20 protein-coding genes are annotated in these 16444 nt (G+C 29.3%); 18 read left to right on the top strand and 2 right to left on the bottom strand.

What is annotated here, in order from left to right:
• Window position 1: 1 nt before the first annotated feature.
• The 11 genes from soxX (at window position 2) to ABIV_RS07085 (ending at window position 7793) form a co-directional block, all read left to right on the top strand.
• Entirely contained in the window at window positions 2-358 is a 357-nt protein-coding gene (gene soxX / locus ABIV_RS07135; RefSeq protein ID WP_114839209.1) for a sulfur oxidation c-type cytochrome SoxX, read from the top strand.
• A gap of 16 nt (window positions 359-374) precedes the next feature.
• Window positions 375-827 carry a thiosulfate oxidation carrier protein SoxY gene (gene soxY, locus ABIV_RS07130; RefSeq protein WP_114839208.1) on the top strand — a complete coding sequence of 151 codons (453 nt, stop codon included), beginning with the start codon at window positions 375-377 and terminating at the stop codon, window positions 825-827.
• Between the two features lie 68 nt (window positions 828-895).
• A complete protein-coding gene (gene soxZ, locus ABIV_RS07125) occupies window positions 896-1213 on the top strand; it encodes a thiosulfate oxidation carrier complex protein SoxZ (protein ID WP_114839207.1) in 318 nt (105 codons plus the stop codon).
• Window positions 1214-1255: 42 nt separating this feature from the next.
• Window positions 1256-2194 (top strand): sulfur oxidation c-type cytochrome SoxA, encoded by a 939-nt coding sequence (soxA, locus tag ABIV_RS07120; RefSeq protein WP_114839206.1) that lies wholly within the window; start codon window positions 1256-1258, stop codon window positions 2192-2194.
• A 13-nt stretch (window positions 2195-2207) separates the two neighbouring features.
• The gene (locus tag ABIV_RS07115) at window positions 2208-2648 is read left to right on the top strand and encodes a hypothetical protein (RefSeq protein ID WP_114839205.1); all 441 of its coding nucleotides are present in this window, start codon (window positions 2208-2210) and stop codon (window positions 2646-2648) included.
• A gap of 85 nt (window positions 2649-2733) precedes the next feature.
• A complete protein-coding gene (locus ABIV_RS07110; RefSeq protein ID WP_114839204.1) occupies window positions 2734-3381 on the top strand; it encodes a rhodanese-like domain-containing protein in 648 nt (215 codons plus the stop codon).
• Between the two features lie 37 nt (window positions 3382-3418).
• Complete coding sequence (gene soxB / locus ABIV_RS07105; protein WP_114839203.1) at window positions 3419-5194, top strand: thiosulfohydrolase SoxB; 1776 nt, start codon at window positions 3419-3421, stop codon at window positions 5192-5194.
• A gap of 97 nt (window positions 5195-5291) precedes the next feature.
• The gene (locus ABIV_RS07100; RefSeq protein ID WP_114840476.1) at window positions 5292-6092 is read left to right on the top strand and encodes a thioredoxin family protein; all 801 of its coding nucleotides are present in this window, start codon (window positions 5292-5294) and stop codon (window positions 6090-6092) included.
• 3 nt (window positions 6093-6095) lie between these two features.
• Complete coding sequence (locus ABIV_RS07095; protein ID WP_114839202.1) at window positions 6096-6545, top strand: MOSC domain-containing protein; 450 nt, start codon at window positions 6096-6098, stop codon at window positions 6543-6545.
• Between the two features lie 3 nt (window positions 6546-6548).
• Complete coding sequence (locus tag ABIV_RS07090; protein ID WP_114839201.1) at window positions 6549-6989, top strand: DsrE family protein; 441 nt, start codon at window positions 6549-6551, stop codon at window positions 6987-6989.
• A gap of 12 nt (window positions 6990-7001) precedes the next feature.
• A complete protein-coding gene (locus tag ABIV_RS07085) occupies window positions 7002-7793 on the top strand; it encodes an alpha/beta hydrolase (protein WP_114839200.1) in 792 nt (263 codons plus the stop codon).
• On the opposite strand, the gene ABIV_RS07080 is transcribed toward ABIV_RS07085, so the two are convergent.
• Window positions 7794-8717 carry an MBL fold metallo-hydrolase gene (locus ABIV_RS07080; RefSeq protein ID WP_162917988.1) on the bottom strand — a complete coding sequence of 308 codons (924 nt, stop codon included), beginning with the start codon at window positions 8715-8717 and terminating at the stop codon, window positions 7794-7796.
• 108 nt (window positions 8718-8825) lie between these two features.
• Here ABIV_RS07080 and ABIV_RS07075 point away from each other — a divergent pair, with 108 nt between their 5' ends.
• A complete protein-coding gene (locus ABIV_RS07075) occupies window positions 8826-9986 on the top strand; it encodes an HD-GYP domain-containing protein (RefSeq protein ID WP_114839199.1) in 1161 nt (386 codons plus the stop codon).
• Between the two features lie 20 nt (window positions 9987-10006).
• Here ABIV_RS07075 and ABIV_RS07070 read toward each other — a convergent pair whose 3' ends face one another.
• Window positions 10007-10687, bottom strand: coding sequence for a rhodanese-like domain-containing protein (locus ABIV_RS07070; protein WP_114839198.1), 681 nt, complete (start codon window positions 10685-10687; stop codon window positions 10007-10009).
• Between the two features lie 122 nt (window positions 10688-10809).
• Between ABIV_RS07070 and ABIV_RS07065 the strand changes: the two genes are divergently transcribed.
• The 6 genes from ABIV_RS07065 to ABIV_RS07040 all read left to right on the top strand — a co-directional run bounded on the left by ABIV_RS07065 (window position 10810) and on the right by ABIV_RS07040 (window position 16431).
• A complete protein-coding gene (locus ABIV_RS07065) occupies window positions 10810-11715 on the top strand; it encodes a DMT family transporter (RefSeq protein ID WP_205526913.1) in 906 nt (301 codons plus the stop codon).
• Between the two features lie 198 nt (window positions 11716-11913).
• Complete coding sequence (locus tag ABIV_RS07060; RefSeq protein WP_114839197.1) at window positions 11914-13041, top strand: branched-chain amino acid ABC transporter substrate-binding protein; 1128 nt, start codon at window positions 11914-11916, stop codon at window positions 13039-13041.
• Between the two features lie 12 nt (window positions 13042-13053).
• Window positions 13054-13956 (top strand): branched-chain amino acid ABC transporter permease, encoded by a 903-nt coding sequence (locus ABIV_RS07055; RefSeq protein WP_114839196.1) that lies wholly within the window; start codon window positions 13054-13056, stop codon window positions 13954-13956.
• Entirely contained in the window at window positions 13956-14930 is a 975-nt protein-coding gene (locus ABIV_RS07050) for a branched-chain amino acid ABC transporter permease (protein ID WP_114839195.1), read from the top strand. The genes ABIV_RS07055 and ABIV_RS07050 overlap by 1 nt, the downstream gene beginning before the upstream one ends.
• Window positions 14930-15709 (top strand): ABC transporter ATP-binding protein, encoded by a 780-nt coding sequence (locus ABIV_RS07045; protein WP_114839194.1) that lies wholly within the window; start codon window positions 14930-14932, stop codon window positions 15707-15709. Before ABIV_RS07050 ends, ABIV_RS07045 begins: the two co-directional genes overlap by 1 nt.
• Complete coding sequence (locus ABIV_RS07040) at window positions 15709-16431, top strand: ABC transporter ATP-binding protein (protein ID WP_114839193.1); 723 nt, start codon at window positions 15709-15711, stop codon at window positions 16429-16431. The genes ABIV_RS07045 and ABIV_RS07040 overlap by 1 nt, the downstream gene beginning before the upstream one ends.
• The last annotated feature ends 13 nt before the right edge of the window (window positions 16432-16444 follow it).

Here is a 16444-nt window from a genome sequence, read left to right as displayed (position 1 = left end):
AATGAAATTAATCAAGAAGTTATTTATAGCTTCTGCTATATGCGGATTATCTTTTTCTAGTTCTTTTGCAGATGCAGAACTAGTTAAAAAAGGTGAAAAAATTTTTAATACAAAAAATTTAGGTAATTGTTTAGCATGTCATGCTGTAAATGGTAAAAATATTGATGGACCAGGTAGTATGGGACCAAAATTAACTGGTTTACAGTATTGGCCAGATGAGCTTCTTTATAACACTGTATATGATATTTATAGTGCAAGAGATGCTAAAATTACTTCAATGCCAGCTTTTGGTAAAACAGGTTGGTTAAGTGATGAACAAATTAAAGCTGTAGTAGCTTATTTAAAAACAATTCAATAAATTAAAAGGATAGATGATGATAAATAGAAGAAATTTTTTAGGTTTAGGTTTAGGTGCATTAGCAGTATCAATGGCTCCTTCTACATTAAGTGCTATTGATTTTAGAAAAGAAAAACCAAATGCATGGACTGCAAATAAAGTAGAGCCTGCAATTAAAGAGATTTTTGGTACTAGCCAAACAATCAAAGGTAAAGTTAAATTAAAAGCTCCTGATATTGCTGAAAATGGTGCAGTTATTCCTGTAACAGTTTCATCTGATTTAGCAGGTTCAAAAGTAGCAATTTTACAAGATGCTAACCCAGAAACATTAGTTGCAGTATTTACTGTTCCAAAAGGTGGAATCATTGATTATTCTGTAAGAATTAAAATGGCAAAAACTGGAAATGTAACTGCAATCGTTGAAGAGAATGGAAAATTATATTCTGATTCTAAAGAAGTAAAAGTAACTATTGGTGGTTGTGGTGGTTGATTTAGTTCAACTAAATTATAAAGAAATAAAAAATTTAAAAAATAAAAGATATATAAAAGGAATTTATAATGGCTAAAAAAACTAGAATTAAAGCAAAGTTAAAAAAAGGTGTTGTAACTGTTAAAGCTCTTGCTAACCACGAAAACTTAAGTTATCAAGAAGCAGAAAGAGCAAAAAAAGAAGCTAATTTTATTACTTATGCAGTAGCAAAAGTAAATGGTAATATCGTATATGAAGTATCTTCAAGTCAATTTTTATCTAAAAACCCTTATATGAAGTTTTCATTCAATGCAGATGCAATTGGTGTAAAAGCTGGTGATATGTTAGAGTTCACTTGGGTTGATTTAAAAGGTAATACTAGAGCTGATAAAGCAGAAATTAAATAATTAATCACTCTTTTGAGTGATTAATCTTACAAGGAGATATGTATGTTATTAAAAATTGCTAAAACAACTGCATTAGCTGCTCTTACTTTATGTACATTAAATGCAGCAGAATACAATGCACAAGCAGAAAAAGATAGATTAGCTTTAATTGATTATTTTGAAGCAAAATTTGAAAATCCAGAAAAAAATAGAGCTACTTTTTTCCCTTATTCTACAGATGAAGAATTAAAAGAGAATATTATTAGTGGACTTAAATTTGAAGATTTTTCTATTGGAAACTATGCGTTTTCTAAAAATGGAAAAGTATCATATGAAGAGATTAATGAATTTCCTCCATATGAAGAGTTCTTAGAAAATGGTGAAAAACTTTATAATACAAAGTTTGCAAATGGTAACTCTTTAGCAACATGTTTCCCTGATCCAGTAGAAGCAGGTGCTAAATACCCTTATTTTGATGAAAAAAGAAAAGAAGTAATAAGTTTAACTGTAGCTATTAATGAATGTAGAACTTCTAATGGTGAAAAAGCATGGAATACTTCTAAAGGAGAGATGGCTCACGTTCAAGCATATTTTGCTTCATCTGCAAAAGAAGAAGAGAAAACAGTTGATGTAAAAATTGAAAGTGCTGAAGCTGCTGCTGCATATGAAAGAGGAAAAGAGTATTACTATACTCAAAGAGGTTATTTAAAACTTAACTGTGCAGAGTGTCACGTACAAGGTGCTGCATTAAGAGTTAGAAATGAATCTTTATCTCAATTATTAGGTCAAACAACACATTTCCCTGTATATAGATTAAAATGGGGAGCTGCAAGTGCGAAAAATGATGGTTTAGGTACATTAGAAAGAAGAATGGGTGGTTGTGTTAAAGATCAAGGTCAAGTTCCACCAAAAGCTGAATCTCAAGAAATGAGAGAACTTCTATTTTTCATGGCTTATATGAGTAATGGACTAAAAATAGATGGTCCAGATATTAGAAAGTAAGTAGGAGATGGTTATGAAAAAATTATTATTAAACTTATCAATTGCAGCTACTACTGCATTAGTATTTACAGCTTGTACAGGAAATAATACACCAACTCCTCAAAGTGCAGCAAAAGTAGATGAAAAAGCTCTTTGTAGTGTTGAAAAAAATGGTATTGAAAAAGTTCTTGCTACTGCTAAATTATATAATGAAGCAGCAAAACAAAATAAATTAGAATTTAGAAGATTAGAAGTAAATAATAGTGATTTAATTATTGCTGTTGAAGAAGGGATTAAATCTGGTGCTAAAGAAGTTAATCCTAAAACTTTTAAAGGTAAAAAGTCTAAAACTGTATTACCTATTGAATTTGCAGCAACAAGAGCTTGTAAATTTGGTATTGCAGCATTAAGTCAAGCTTATGAGGCAAAGACTACTTGGAGAGCAGCTGTTCCAGGTGACGGTTTTAAATACTAATTTAAACTAATTAAAAATAGTACAAAAAGTCAAGGATAATTCCTTGACTTTTTTTCTTTAAAATAAAAAAAGCTAGGGAGAAGAGATGACAATTTTAAAAAAACTATTAGCAGTTTCTGCTGTTTTTGCAGTATGTTCTACATCTGTATTAGCAGAAGGTACTTCAAAATTTGTACCTATTTCAAAAGGTGTTAAATCAATTGAAATGGATTTAAATGGTGAAAAATTTACTTTAATGAGAAATCAAAAAGCAGGAAATATTATTTCTGACCTTTATAATACTACTGATAGAGGTGCACCACAGCCAATGGTTATTTCTGAAGGAATTGAGACTGTTGGAGAATTAGAATTTATTGAATATATGAAAAAAGCTCAAACAGATAAATCAATTGTAATTATTGACTCAAGAAAACCAGGATGGTTTGCAAAACTTAGAATTCCTGGGGCTGTAAATGTTCCTTTTACAAATTTTAATGAAAAAGCAACTGCTATTGAAATGATGGAAGATGAAATGGGTGTTGTAGATAATGATGGTAAATTAGATTTCTCTAATGCTAAAACAATAGTATTATATTGTAATGGATATTGGTGTGGACAAACACCAGCAATGGTTAAAAGAGCTAAATACTCACTTTTAAGCATGGGATATCCTGCTGAAAAAATTAAGTATTATAGAGGTGGAATGCAAGCTTGGACTTCATTAGGATTTACTGTAGTTGGAAGCGGAAAATAGTTTAAGAGTTGTCAAAAATATAAAAGAGGATTTATAAATGAGTAAATTAAGTAGAAGAGAATTTGTTTATATGATGGCAGTACTTGGTGCTGCACCTGTATTTGCAAACTCTCATACAAGAATGACAAATACAAATAAGATGGAAGACTATTATAAGTTAAAACCATTTGGTAATGCAAGATTTATGCATATGACAGATTCTCATGCACAACTTTTACCAGTATACTTTAGAGAGCCAAGTGTAAACCTAGGTTTTCATGGTAATTATGGTAAGCCTCCGCATATTGTTGGAGAAAAGTTTTTAGATTATTATGGGATTAAAAACGATAAAAGATTAACTTATGCATATTCTTGTATTGATTTTGAAAAACATGCAAGAGTAATGGGTAGAACTGGTGGTTTTGCTCAAATTAAAACGGTTGTTGATTATTTAAGAAAGAGTTTTGGTGAAGATAAAACTCTTTTAATGGATGGTGGAGATACTTGGCAAGGTAGTGCAACAGCTCTTTACACAAGAGGTAAAGATATGGTTGGTGCTATGAACTTATTAGGTGTTGATGTTGCTGTTGGTCACTGGGAGTTTACATATAAAGCTGAAGAAGTTTTAGCAAATGTAAAAGAATTAAAAGCAGAATTCTTAGCTCAAAATGTTAAAGTTAAAGAAGATGCTTTATTTGAAGAGACTGATGTTGCAATGCAAGCTTATGATAAAGATTCTGGGCATGCATTTAAACCATATACTATTAGAAAAATGGGTAATGCTAGAGTTGCAGTTATTGGTCAAGCATTCCCTTATACAACTATTGCAAATCCACAAAGATTTATTCCTGATTGGTCATTCTCAATTAATGATGAAGGAATGCAAGAATTAGTTGATGAAGTAAGAGAAAATGAAAAACCAGATGCAGTAATTGTATTATCACATAATGGTTATGATACTGATAAAAAAATGGCAGAGGTTGTTACTGGTATTGACTTTATCATGGGTGGACATACTCATGATGGTGTTCCTGAAGCATATCCTGTTAAAAATGAAGAGGGTGTTACTTATGTTTGTAATGCTGGTTCAAATGGTAAATTCTTAAATGTACTTGATTTAGATATTCAAAATGGAAAAATCAAAGACTTTAAATTTACATTACTTCCAATCTTCTCTGATTTAATTCCTGAAGATAAACAAATGAAAAAATATATTGAAGATGTAAGAGCTCCATATAAAAAAGATTTAGATAGAGTTATTGCAACTACTGAACAAACACTGTTTAGAAGAGGTAACTTCAATGGTTCTTGGGATCAAATCATTTGTGATGCTTTAATGGATGTAAAAGGAGCAGATATCTCTTTATCTCCAGGATTTAGATGGGGAACATCAGTAATTCCAGGACAAGATATTACTTTTGATGATTTAATGACTCAAACAGCAATGACTTACCCTGAAACTTATGCTAGAGATATTTCTGGTAAAGATATTAAACTTATTTTAGAAGATGTAGCTGACAACTTATTTAATGAAGACCCTTTCTACCAACAAGGTGGAGATATGGTTAGAACAGGTGGAATCTCTTATAGAATTAATCCAACTGCAAAAATGGGTGAGAGAATTACAGATATTACTCTTACTAAAAATGGTAAGAAATTAGAAGCAAATAAATCTTATAAAGTAGCAGGATGGTCTACAGTTGGTGCTAAATCACCAGGTGAACCTGTATGGGAAACTGTAGAGACATATTTAAAAAATGTAAAACATATTGCTAATTTGAAAATTGATACTCCTGATATCGTAGGTATCAAAGGAAATCCAGGAATTATTTAATAGTTTCAAAATGATAAAACATAAAGGAATATCCTTTATGTTTTTGATTTATAAAGTATTTAAGAAAGTATTTTATAAATCAAAAGAAGGACAAAAAATGATTAAAAAGGCGTTTATAATTCTATTTGCCTGTTTTTTATCAACAAATTTATTTGCAGATTTTCAAGAAGGGAAAAAACTTTTTGAACAAAAATGTGCTGAGTGTCATAAAGGATTTATCTCTTTTAAAAAATTAAAAGAGAATTTTTATGAGAGAAATAATAAGTTACTAAATTTGGAAATACCAACAGAAAATATGCTTGCATGGGCTATTATGGATAGTAGTAAAAAAATTGGTGACCCAAATGATGTTGATATGAGAGTTGTTGAAATAGAAGAGTATTTAAAAAACTATTTAGCAAATCCTGATGTAAATAATAGTATCTGTGACCAAGCAGCATTAAAATACTATAAAAAGAAAGAACCTTTAAAAATAAGTGATGAAGAAGCAGAACTTTTAGCACAATATTTTATGGGATATAAAGCTGATAGATTAAAAAATATGCCAAAAGCAAATAAAGAGCTCTCTTCAAATTATAATGAGAAAGAGATTTTAAAAGAAGCACAAGCACAAGGTAAACATATTATTGTTTATGCTACTTCAAAAACATGTTATTTCTGTAAAAAAATGGAAAAAGATGTATTAAATTTAGAGGATGTTAAAGAAACAATGTCAGAAGATTATATCTTTTTAAAAGTAGATGTTGATTATGTTAGTTTACCCTTTGGTTTAAAAAAACATTTTAAAGGGATGACACCGACATTTTTTGTTTTAACTTCTGGTGGAGAGCTTTTAAATACTTATCCAGGAGCTTGGATTAAAAGTGATTTTTTACAAATTTTAAAAGAGAATTTATAATTAATGATTATAGGAAAAGTAATAGGTACTTTTAGTGCTTTAAAAGGGCAGAGTGGGCTTCCTAGACCTACTGTTAACTCTTTAACTTTAGTAAAAGATTTTGGTATAGAAAATGATAAATTTGCAGGAAAAGATTTAGATAAAACTGTAATGATTGTAGGTTTTAATAGTTATGCTCTTGCAAAAGAAAAGAAAATAAACTTAGAGTATGGAAGTTTAGGGGAAAATATTTTATTTGATTTTAATCCCCATAAATATAAAGTAGGTACAGAGTTTAAAATAGGGCAAAGTATAATAAAAATAACTGAAAACTGTACCATTTGTAATCATTTAGCAGTTTTTGGAAATGAACTACCTTCTTTAATTAAAGATTGTAGAGGTATTTATTGTACTATTGTACAAAGTGGGATTATAAAAGAAAATGATTCTATAGAACTATTAAAAAAAGGATAATTTATGAAAAAAATTTTTATATTAATGTTTGCCTTAGCACTATTTTTATTTGCAAAATCAGACTTTAGTGAACCGTTTCCAACATTTGATGACCCAAGAAAAGTTGCAATTCAGTTGTATGATTCGGATTTAGAGAAAGTAAATCATAATTTAAGCACTATTTATAATATCTTAAAAGAGTATCCAGCAGAATCTTTAAAGGTTGTAGTTATTGCATATGGTAATGGTGTTAGAGCTTTAAGAAAAGATTATGACGCAGCAACTTTAAAAAGAATTATCTCTTTAGTGGAGTATGATGTAGAGTTTATTGTATGTAAAAATACAATGGAAACTATGAAATGGACTGAAGATGATTTTATTGGTGAAGCAAGTTTTGTTCAAGCAGGAATTGTTGAGCTAATTGAAAGACAAGTTGATGGATATATAGGTATTATAGCTTACTAATAAGGAGTAATTATGTTAAAAAAAGTTTTAAAAGCAAGTTTTCTATCTTTAGTTTTATCTTCTTCTTTAATGGCTTCTTCTGTTACTAAACAAGAGTGTGAAGCAAAAGAAGGAAGTTTTATTTTTGCAGGTAATGAGTGTATAGAATATAGAGCCTTTGAAGGTGAAAACAATGATGTAATTACAGTTATTGTTCATGGAACTTGGGATTTAGGTACAAATACTTTAGGAAGATATGCTCCTTTTGCAGAGAGTATGAATATGATGACAGATTTAACTACAATTGCTGTTGCTCTTCCTGGGTATTCAAAATCTTCAACAAATAATTTAAAGCCATTAGCAAGTAAAGAAGTGAAAAATTTAGCTGCTACAAAAGAGTATGTAACTTTTTTAGGAGAATTAATTTCTGCTTTAAAAGAGAAGTATGAAGCAAGTAGTGTTAATTTTATTGGGCATAGTGCAGGGGCTATGATGGGTGGAACACTAATTGGAGTAAAACCTGAATTAATCCAAAATATTGTACTTGCTGGTGGAAGATATGATATTCATAAAATTAATAAAGATAAAGGTTTAATCTCAATGGTTGATATTTTAGATAATATTGACAAAGAGACAAAAATCTTATTTGTATATGGAAGTGAAGATAAAATTTCTGAACCAAGTGTTACAACAGAGTTTTTTGAAATTGCTAAAAATAAAGGTTTAAATGTAAAACTTGTAGAAGTAAAAGGTGCAGCTCATCTTGATTTAGATATGACAGATACTGCAACTGCTGCAACAGTTGAACTATTTGAAGAAGAGTAATTACTCTTCTTCATAAAACTCTAACTCCGAATAAGCATCAAAAACATTTCTTGAATTTAACTCTTCATATAAAGCTTTATCTTTAAACTCTTCCATTTTTACATGTTTTGTTATATTAGCTGCTCCAACTTCTTCTTCAACAGCTTCTAAAACTCTTTGTTTTAAAAGAGTAAAGTATTGTTTTGTTTCATTTATAGCGTTTTTACTGGTATCAAAGCCATGTCCAGGAATTAGATTATTATAATCCATCTTTTCAATCATCTCTACAGCTTTTAATTGTCCTATAACTGAACCATCTCTATTTGAAGTAATTCTTCCATTCATAACTACATCACTAGCAAAAAGAGTTTTGTTTGAAGGTACATAAACAAATAGATCATCACTTGAATGAGCTTTTCTACCTATAGGTATTATTTGAAACTCTACCTCATCAACTTTAAGAGTTTTTACCTCTTTAATTTCTTCATCAACTTTAATAATAGAGGTATTTTTTATAGCATCTTCAGATAACATTTTAAACATTCTTGTTTTAGAGTTTTCATTATAGTTTTTATTTATTAAAGAGCTTCCTATTAACTTAGAATTAAACTCTTTTTTATAAAAAGAAGCACCTAACCAATGATCATCATGTTCATGGGTTAAAATTATTGTACTCACAGGAAGTTTTTTTATTTCACTCATCTTCTCATAAGCTTGTTTTGCAAGTTCATAAGTTGCTCCTGCATCTATTAAAACATAATTTTTTCCAGTATTCACATAACAGTGATTTGACATAAAACCACCATTGTTTTTTGTAGGAGCTTCAAGCTTACCTAAAAAGCACCAAGTATTGTCATTTATTTTTTTTGGTTCAAGCTTATAGTCATGTGCAAAAACTGAAGTACTTAAACCTAAAATAGCCATAGTTGATATGATTTTTCTCATCTTTCTCCTTATTTGTTTTTCTTATATTTCTAGTTTTAGTATTTTAGTAGATTTAATGTATAATTAGTATTAATATTGTAGGATATTTAATAAAACTTAGGAACTTTTATGGATAAGAAAAAACAAATGAATTTTAATTTAAATAATTTTTTACTCTCTTTTTCAAATGCCTTAGATGAAATAGAATCAAGATATTCTAAAACAAGTAAAAATCACTCTAAAAGAGTTGCTTATCTTTGTTTAAAATTGGCCTTAGAGTTTAATTATAAGCAAGAAGCTTTATTTGATTTATGTGCATACTCACTTATGCATAATATTGCTCTATTAAAAACAAAAGAAGATAAAAAAGAGTTCTGTCTTTTAGCAAATAATTATGTAACTCTTTTTCCTTTTAGTTTTGAGGAACAAAAAGATGTTTTACTCTATCAAGAAGAGTTTTTTGATGGCTCAGGAGTTTTTGGTTTAAAAGATTATGAAATCCCACTTTTTTCTCAGTTTATCTCTTTTTCAAATCTTCTTGATACAAAATTTGATTTAAGTAATCCAGCTATTGAAAATAGAGAGAAGATATTGAATTTTTTAGAAAAGAAAAAGAATATACTTTTTTCAGAAGATTTAGTTGAATGTTTTGAAGAATTTAGTAAAAACCAAAGTTTTTGGCTTGATTTACAAAATGAAAATGAGCTTCTTACTTTTATTTTTTCTACTTTACATGATAAAACAATAGTTCTAGAATTTGAAGAGATTTTAAAAATCACTTCTATTTTTACACTATTTACAAATGAGAATTTAAATATTATTACCAATGCTTCAAAAGTAGCAGACTTTTATAATTTTGAACACAAAGATAAACAAACTTTTATGATAGCAGCTTCTTTATGTAATATTGGAAAACTCTATATTGATGAAAAGATATTAAATAAAAAAAGCTCTTTAGATAAATTAGAGTATGAGCTTATTAAAGCTTATCCTTATTATACAAAAAAGATTTTATCTAATATAATTGGTTTCTCTGATATTTGCTCGTATGCTTATAAAGTACAAGAGCAAATAGACTCAAAAGGTTATCCTTTTTCTTTAGAAGCAAGAGATTTGAGCTTAAAGGATAGGGCACTTGCTTTAATAAATATCTACACAAGTTTAACAAGTAAAAACTCTTATAGAGAGGCTTTTTCTAAGGAACAAACTTTTGAACTTATTAGTTCTATGGCAGAAGAAGGAAGAGTTGATAAATCTTTAGTAATAGATTTTAAAGAGATTTTTAAATAGTAAATCAAATTAATGATTTACTATTCTGAAGTTGTAGTTAAATTTAACATCTTCCAAGAATACATTCCACCTCTGTACCAAGAGATTTTTTCTTGAGGATAACCTATTTTTATTAGATTTTCAATTGCAAATGTAGATTGAGGACACCAAGCTCCATTACAAAATAGTAATAACTCTTTTGCATCTGTAAAATCATACTTACCAGCTGAAACCTCTTTTACTCCAATCATCTCTAATACATCATAGAAATCATCTGGATATTTACTTTTATCAAAGTATGTAAAAGGAATGTTTTCTGCTGTTGGGATAGTCATTTGTAAAAACCAATCAGGAAGCCTTGCATCAATAAGTAACATATCTTCTTTATCTTGAGCTTTTTTAATAAATTCAATAACCTCTATTTCACCAATAGTTTTTATAGTGTCATTGATTTTCATAGGAGTAATTTTCCCTACAGTAGTTACAAAACTTTTAACACATTTTTGAGGTAAACCCTCTTTTGCATAGTTTCCAGACCAAATATTCTTAGGGTCAGCACCATTTATAGTTTTACACTCTTCATCATGCATTCTTTTGATTGTAAACTCTTTCTCATTATAAGTAATATCTACACCTTCACCTCTTAGGTTAAAATCATTTGCATTTAATGATAAACCTAAAATAGTCGATAAAGCACTAATTTTTAATACTTTTAAAATCATAACAGCTCCTTTTTTTATATAATAAATTATTATAAAAAGAAGATATATTTAAACTTAAAAATAATTAATAATATTCTTCTTAACATTCAAGTAAGTAAATATTATATTAGCTGTGGTACAATTTGCAAAAAACATGGAGAAATAAGATAAAATCTCAATCACAAGCCTATAAATTTGCATTGATTGCAGTTTTTTTATGGTCAACTGTTGCTACGGCATTTAAATTCTCATTACAATATTTATCTCCTGAAGAGTTAGTCTTATTCTCTTCAATAACATCATTATTTGCACTATTTTCTATATTAATAATAAATAAGAAACTAAATCAAGTGATTCCTTATATAAAGAGTAATATAAAATTAGTTTTTATTTTAGGACTTATTAATCCTTTTTTATACTATTTAGTTCTTTTTAAAGCTTATGATTATTTACCAGCACAAGAGGCACAAGCAATAAATTATACTTGGGCATTAATGTTAGCTTTTCTTTCTGTACCTTTTTTAAAACAGAAATTATCTTTAAATGATATTGTAGCTGGAATTATCTGCTATTTTGGAGTTTTAATTATCTCTACAAAAGGAGAACCTTTCTCTTTAAACTTCTCAAATCTTGATGGAGTTTTATTGGCTCTTTTTAGTACTATCCTTTGGTCTTTATATTGGATATTTAATACAAAAGCTAAAGGAGATTCAACTGTAATGTTGTTTTCAAACTTTTTAGTTGCTACACCAATTATTATTATATATTTTATTTTGACACAACCTTTTGTTATTCCAAATACAAATGGGCTATTAGCTGCTATTTATGTTGGACTATTTGAGATGGGTATTACTTTTCTTTTTTGGTTAAAGGCAATGCAAAATGCAACTAACACATCTAAGATAGCAAATCTTATTTTTATCTCACCATTTATCTCATTAATTTTCATCTATTTTATTCTAAATGAAAAAATTTATATATCTACTTTAATGGGCTTATCTTTTATTATTGTAGGACTACTAATTCAGCAAAAAAAGACAAAAAAGTAGCATTAAAATAGCATTTTAAGAAAATTACTATAAAATGACCTATTAGTTATAAAAAATGGTCTTTTTTTAAGTCTTAATTTATTTTTACTGTGAAATAATGAATAGTTTTTAAAAGTCATTACTTTTAGTACTACTAAAAAAACATTAGAGGTTTTTACCTAGGCTAAAGAAAGATTTATTTTAATGAAAGGGGATTAAATGAAATTAACAAGACTTGCTAGTGCACTTGCACTAAGTGCTGCTGTTTGTACTTCTGTATTTGCAGCTGATACAGTTAAAATTGGTGTTCAAGCTCCAATTACAGGGAAATATGCAAATGAGGGACAGGGTATTGATAACTTTGTTAGACTTATTGTAGATGAAAAGAACAAAGAGGGTGGATTACTTGGTAAAAAAATTGAAGTAGTTACTTGTGATGACGAAGCAAAAGCTCAAAAAGCTGCTGTTTGTGCTAAAAAATTAGTAAATGAAGGAGTATTTGCAGTAATTGGTTCTTATACTTCAGGAGCAACAGAAGCTGCTCAAACAACTTATTATAGAAATAAAGTACTTCAAACTTCAGATGGTACTTCAGATTCTTTAATTAAAAGAAAATATTGGACATTCTTTAGAAACTCATTTCCAAACTCTGCACAAGGTGAGTTTACAGCTGATTATTTTGTAAATCAAAAAAAATATCAAAGAATTGCAATTTTATCTGACTACTCTTCTTATTCTGATGGTTTAGCAAATTCAGTAGTTGATTCAATTGAAAAACTTGGTGGAAATATTGCATTTAGAGGAAAAATTAAATCAGGTACTCAAAACTTTACAGCAATCTTAACAAAAGTAAAAGCTTTAAATCCAGATGTAATTTATTATTCTGGTTATTATACTGATGGTGGACTTTTAAGAGTTCAACAAGAGCAATTAGGTATTAAAGCTGATTTTGTTGGTGGAGATTCAAATGATAATCCAGACTTCTTAAAACTTGCTGGAAAATCAGCAGAGGGTGTATATTTAGTAAATGTACCAACTCCTGATATTTTACCTTATGAAGCTGCTAAAAAGTATTTAACAGCATACGAAGAGAGATTTAATATGAAGCCTCCTTCAATTTGGGCAGTTGTTAATGCAGATGGTTTAAGAGCTGTTATGGAAGGTGTTGAAAAAACTAAATCTTTTGATACTAAAAAAATCTCTGATTATATTAGAAATGATATGAAAGACTTCCCAGGAATTACTGGACCATTTAACATTAGAGAAGATGGGGAAAGAGTTGGAGCATCATTAATGGTTTATCAAATCCAAAATGACGGAAGCTATAAAGTATCATTTAATAAATAAAAGAGAGTCTAAATGGATATTTTTCTTCAACAGTTAATCAATGGTTTAACGATAGGAAGTTTGTATGCATTAGTTGCTTTAGGATACACAATGGTCTATGGGGTTATGAAGTTAATTAACTTCGCCCATGGAGACCTTGTGGCTTTCTCAGCTTATGTAGGACTTACTATTTTCTCTCAATTATTTGGTGCAAGTGCAGTTTCTTTTGTTAATGTAATTATTATCTTCTTATTAACTGCTATTATTGTTGCTTTTGTGGGTGTTCTTCTTGAGCGTCTTGCATACAGACCTTTAAGAACGGCACCAAGACTTAGTGCTGTTGTTTCAGCATTAGGAGCTGCTTTAGTTATTCAAAATGGAATTATGCTTATTTGGGGACCAAATATGCAAATTTTTCCAGCAGATTTACTTCCTAGTACAACATGGAATATATCAGGAGTAATTATCTCATTTACTCAAGTTTGTATTTTAGCTCTTTCTGCTATTTTAATGATTGCTTTATATTTCTTTATTAATAGAACAAAAATTGGTACAGCAATTCGAGCAACAGCTATTGACCAAGATGCTGCAAAACTTATGGGTATAAATGTAAATAGAATTATTATGATAATTTTTGTTGTTGGTTCTATGCTTGGAGCAATAGGTGGTTTGTTTATTGGTTTATATTATAGATCTTTAACTTTTGATATGGGTTGGGTTTATGGTCTTAATGCCTTTATTGCTGCAATTATTGGTGGAATTGGTTCAATTCCAGGAGCTATGATAGGTGGATTATTACTTGGATTATTTAATGCTTTAATTGCAGGTTATATCTCAACAGAATGGGCTGAGACATTTACTTTTGTTCTTTTAATTATTATTCTAATAGTTAGACCAACAGGTATTCTTGGTGAAAAAACAGCGGAGAAAGTATAATGAATAAGACTACTTTAATTGCTACTATTTTTATTTTAGTAATGGCTGTTTTTCCTTTTACTGTTGATTCAGCTTGGCTTTCTATTGGTATTACCTTTTTAGTATTTGCTACAGTTGCTTTCTCTCAAGATATTATTCTTGGAAGAGCAGGTGTATTTAATATGGGGCATGCAATTTTCTTTGGTATTGGAGCTTATACAACGGCTATTTTAAATGTACATTTTGGATTAGAAATTATTGCAACAATTCCTTTTGCAATTATTTTTCCTGTAATAGTAGCAATTGTTTTAGCCGGGCCTATTATTCACTTAAGAGGAGATTATTTACTTGTTGCAACAATTGGTTTTAATATTATCTTTGAACAAGTTTTATCAAATGATTTATTTGGTTTAACTGGTGGCCCAAATGGTATTTTTGGAATTGATGTTGTAAGAATCTTTGGATATGAATTATTTTCAGATAAAGCGATTTATTATATGGCATTTGGTCTATTATTAGTTACTTTATTAATAATTAGAAATCTTGATAATTCAAGATACGGAAGAGCTTTATATTATATAAATAAAGATGAGATTGCAGCAAAATCTATGGGTATCAATATTCCTTATTATAAACTATTTGCTTTTGCTTTAGGTGCAGCAATTGCGGGTGTTGCAGGTTCTATTTTTGCTATTCAATACTCAGCAGTAAGTCCAGAGTCATTCTCTTTCATGCAATCTGTTATGTTCTTTGCTATTGTTCTTGTTGGTGGTTCTGCTTCACTTCCTGGGGTAATTATTGGAACATTTGTAATGTTTGTATTACCTGAATTATTTACAGAATTTAAAGAGTCAAGATATTTAATCTTTGGTGCAGCAATGGTTTTAACTATGGTTTTAAGGCCAAATGGTGTTTGGCCTGCAAGTTTTGGAAATATTCCAAAATATCTTAAAGAGAAAGCTTTAAAAGCGAAACCAAAAGGAGAAACTAAATAATGAAATATGTACTAGAAATAGACAATGTATCAAAGTTTTTCCATGGACTTGTTGCAATTGATGATTTAACTATTAAAGTAAAACCTGGTCAAATTTATGGAATCATTGGTCCAAATGGAGCAGGGAAAACAACACTTTTTAACTGTGTTACAGGTATTTATACTCCTGAGCAAGGAACTATTAAATATAAAGGTGAAGATATTACAGGAATGCAACCTCATAAAATTGCTCAAAAAGGAGTTCTAAGAACTTTTCAAAATATTAGGCTATTTAGTGACATGAGTGTTGCAGAAAATATTATGGCAGGGTATCATACTAAATCAAAACAGAAATGGTACCATGCAATTTTTCATACACCAGCATATAAAAAAGATGAAAAAGCTGCTTGGAAAAAAGTAGAAGAGTTAATGGAGTTTTTTAATTTAACTCACCTAGCTACAAATCCTACGGGAGATTTATCTTATGGAAATCAAAGAAAAGTAGAGATGGCAAGAGCATTAGCAGCAAACCCTGAACTACTTATTTTAGATGAACCAGCAGCTGGTTTAAATGAAAATGAAACAATAGAATTAACAGAAATTATTAGAAAAATATCTCAAATGGATATTGGAATTATGATGATTGAACACGATATGGAAATGGTAATGAGTTTAACTGATTACATTACTGTTATTAACTTTGGAAAAGAGATTTCTCAAGGTGAACCAAACTTTGTTCAAAATGATCCAAGAGTAATTGAAGCATATATTGGAAGTGATGATGACGAGGAGGATGAATAATGGTAAATAATGAGATTTTATTAGAAATAAAAAACCTTCACGTCTCTTATGGGGCAATTACAGCAATAAAAGGTATTTCTATACAAGTTAGAAGAGGAGAGGTTGTAACTATTTTAGGTGCAAATGGTGCTGGAAAAACTACAACTTTAAGAACTATTTCTGGTCTATTAAAAGCGAAAGAGGGAAGTATAATTTTTGATAAAAATGATATTACTGATACTCCTGCTCATGATATAGTAAGTCTTGGAATGTCTCATTCTCCTGAAGGAAGAAGAGTTTTTGGAACTTTAACAGTAGAAGAGAATCTAATGATGGGTGCTTATACTTTAAAAGATCATGATAAAGAGACTCTATCTTGGATTTATGATATTTTACCAAGATTAAAAGAGAGAAGAAAACAACTTGCAGGAACACTTTCTGGTGGGGAGCAACAAATGCTTGCTATTGGAAGAGCTATTATGTCTAAACCAAAACTTTTAATTCTTGATGAACCATCATTAGGACTTGCTCCAATCTTAGTAAAGGCTATTTTTAAAGCAGTAAAAGAGATTTCACAAAGTGGAGTTACAGTTTTATTAGTAGAACAAAATGCAAAGGCTGCATTAAAGTTAGCAGATAGAGCTTATGTTTTAGAAGTAGGAAAGATTACACACCAAGGAACAGCTGACGAGTTGTTAAAATCAGAAAAAATCCAAGAGGCTTATCTTGGTAAAAAACATTAATTAGAAGGGATTA

It is taken from the genome of Halarcobacter bivalviorum, from assembly GCF_003346815.1.
GTDB lineage: Bacteria > Campylobacterota > Campylobacteria > Campylobacterales > Arcobacteraceae > Halarcobacter > Halarcobacter bivalviorum.
The sequence above is the reverse complement of the archived record's forward strand: the minus strand, read 5'-3'. Positions and strand labels throughout refer to the sequence as shown.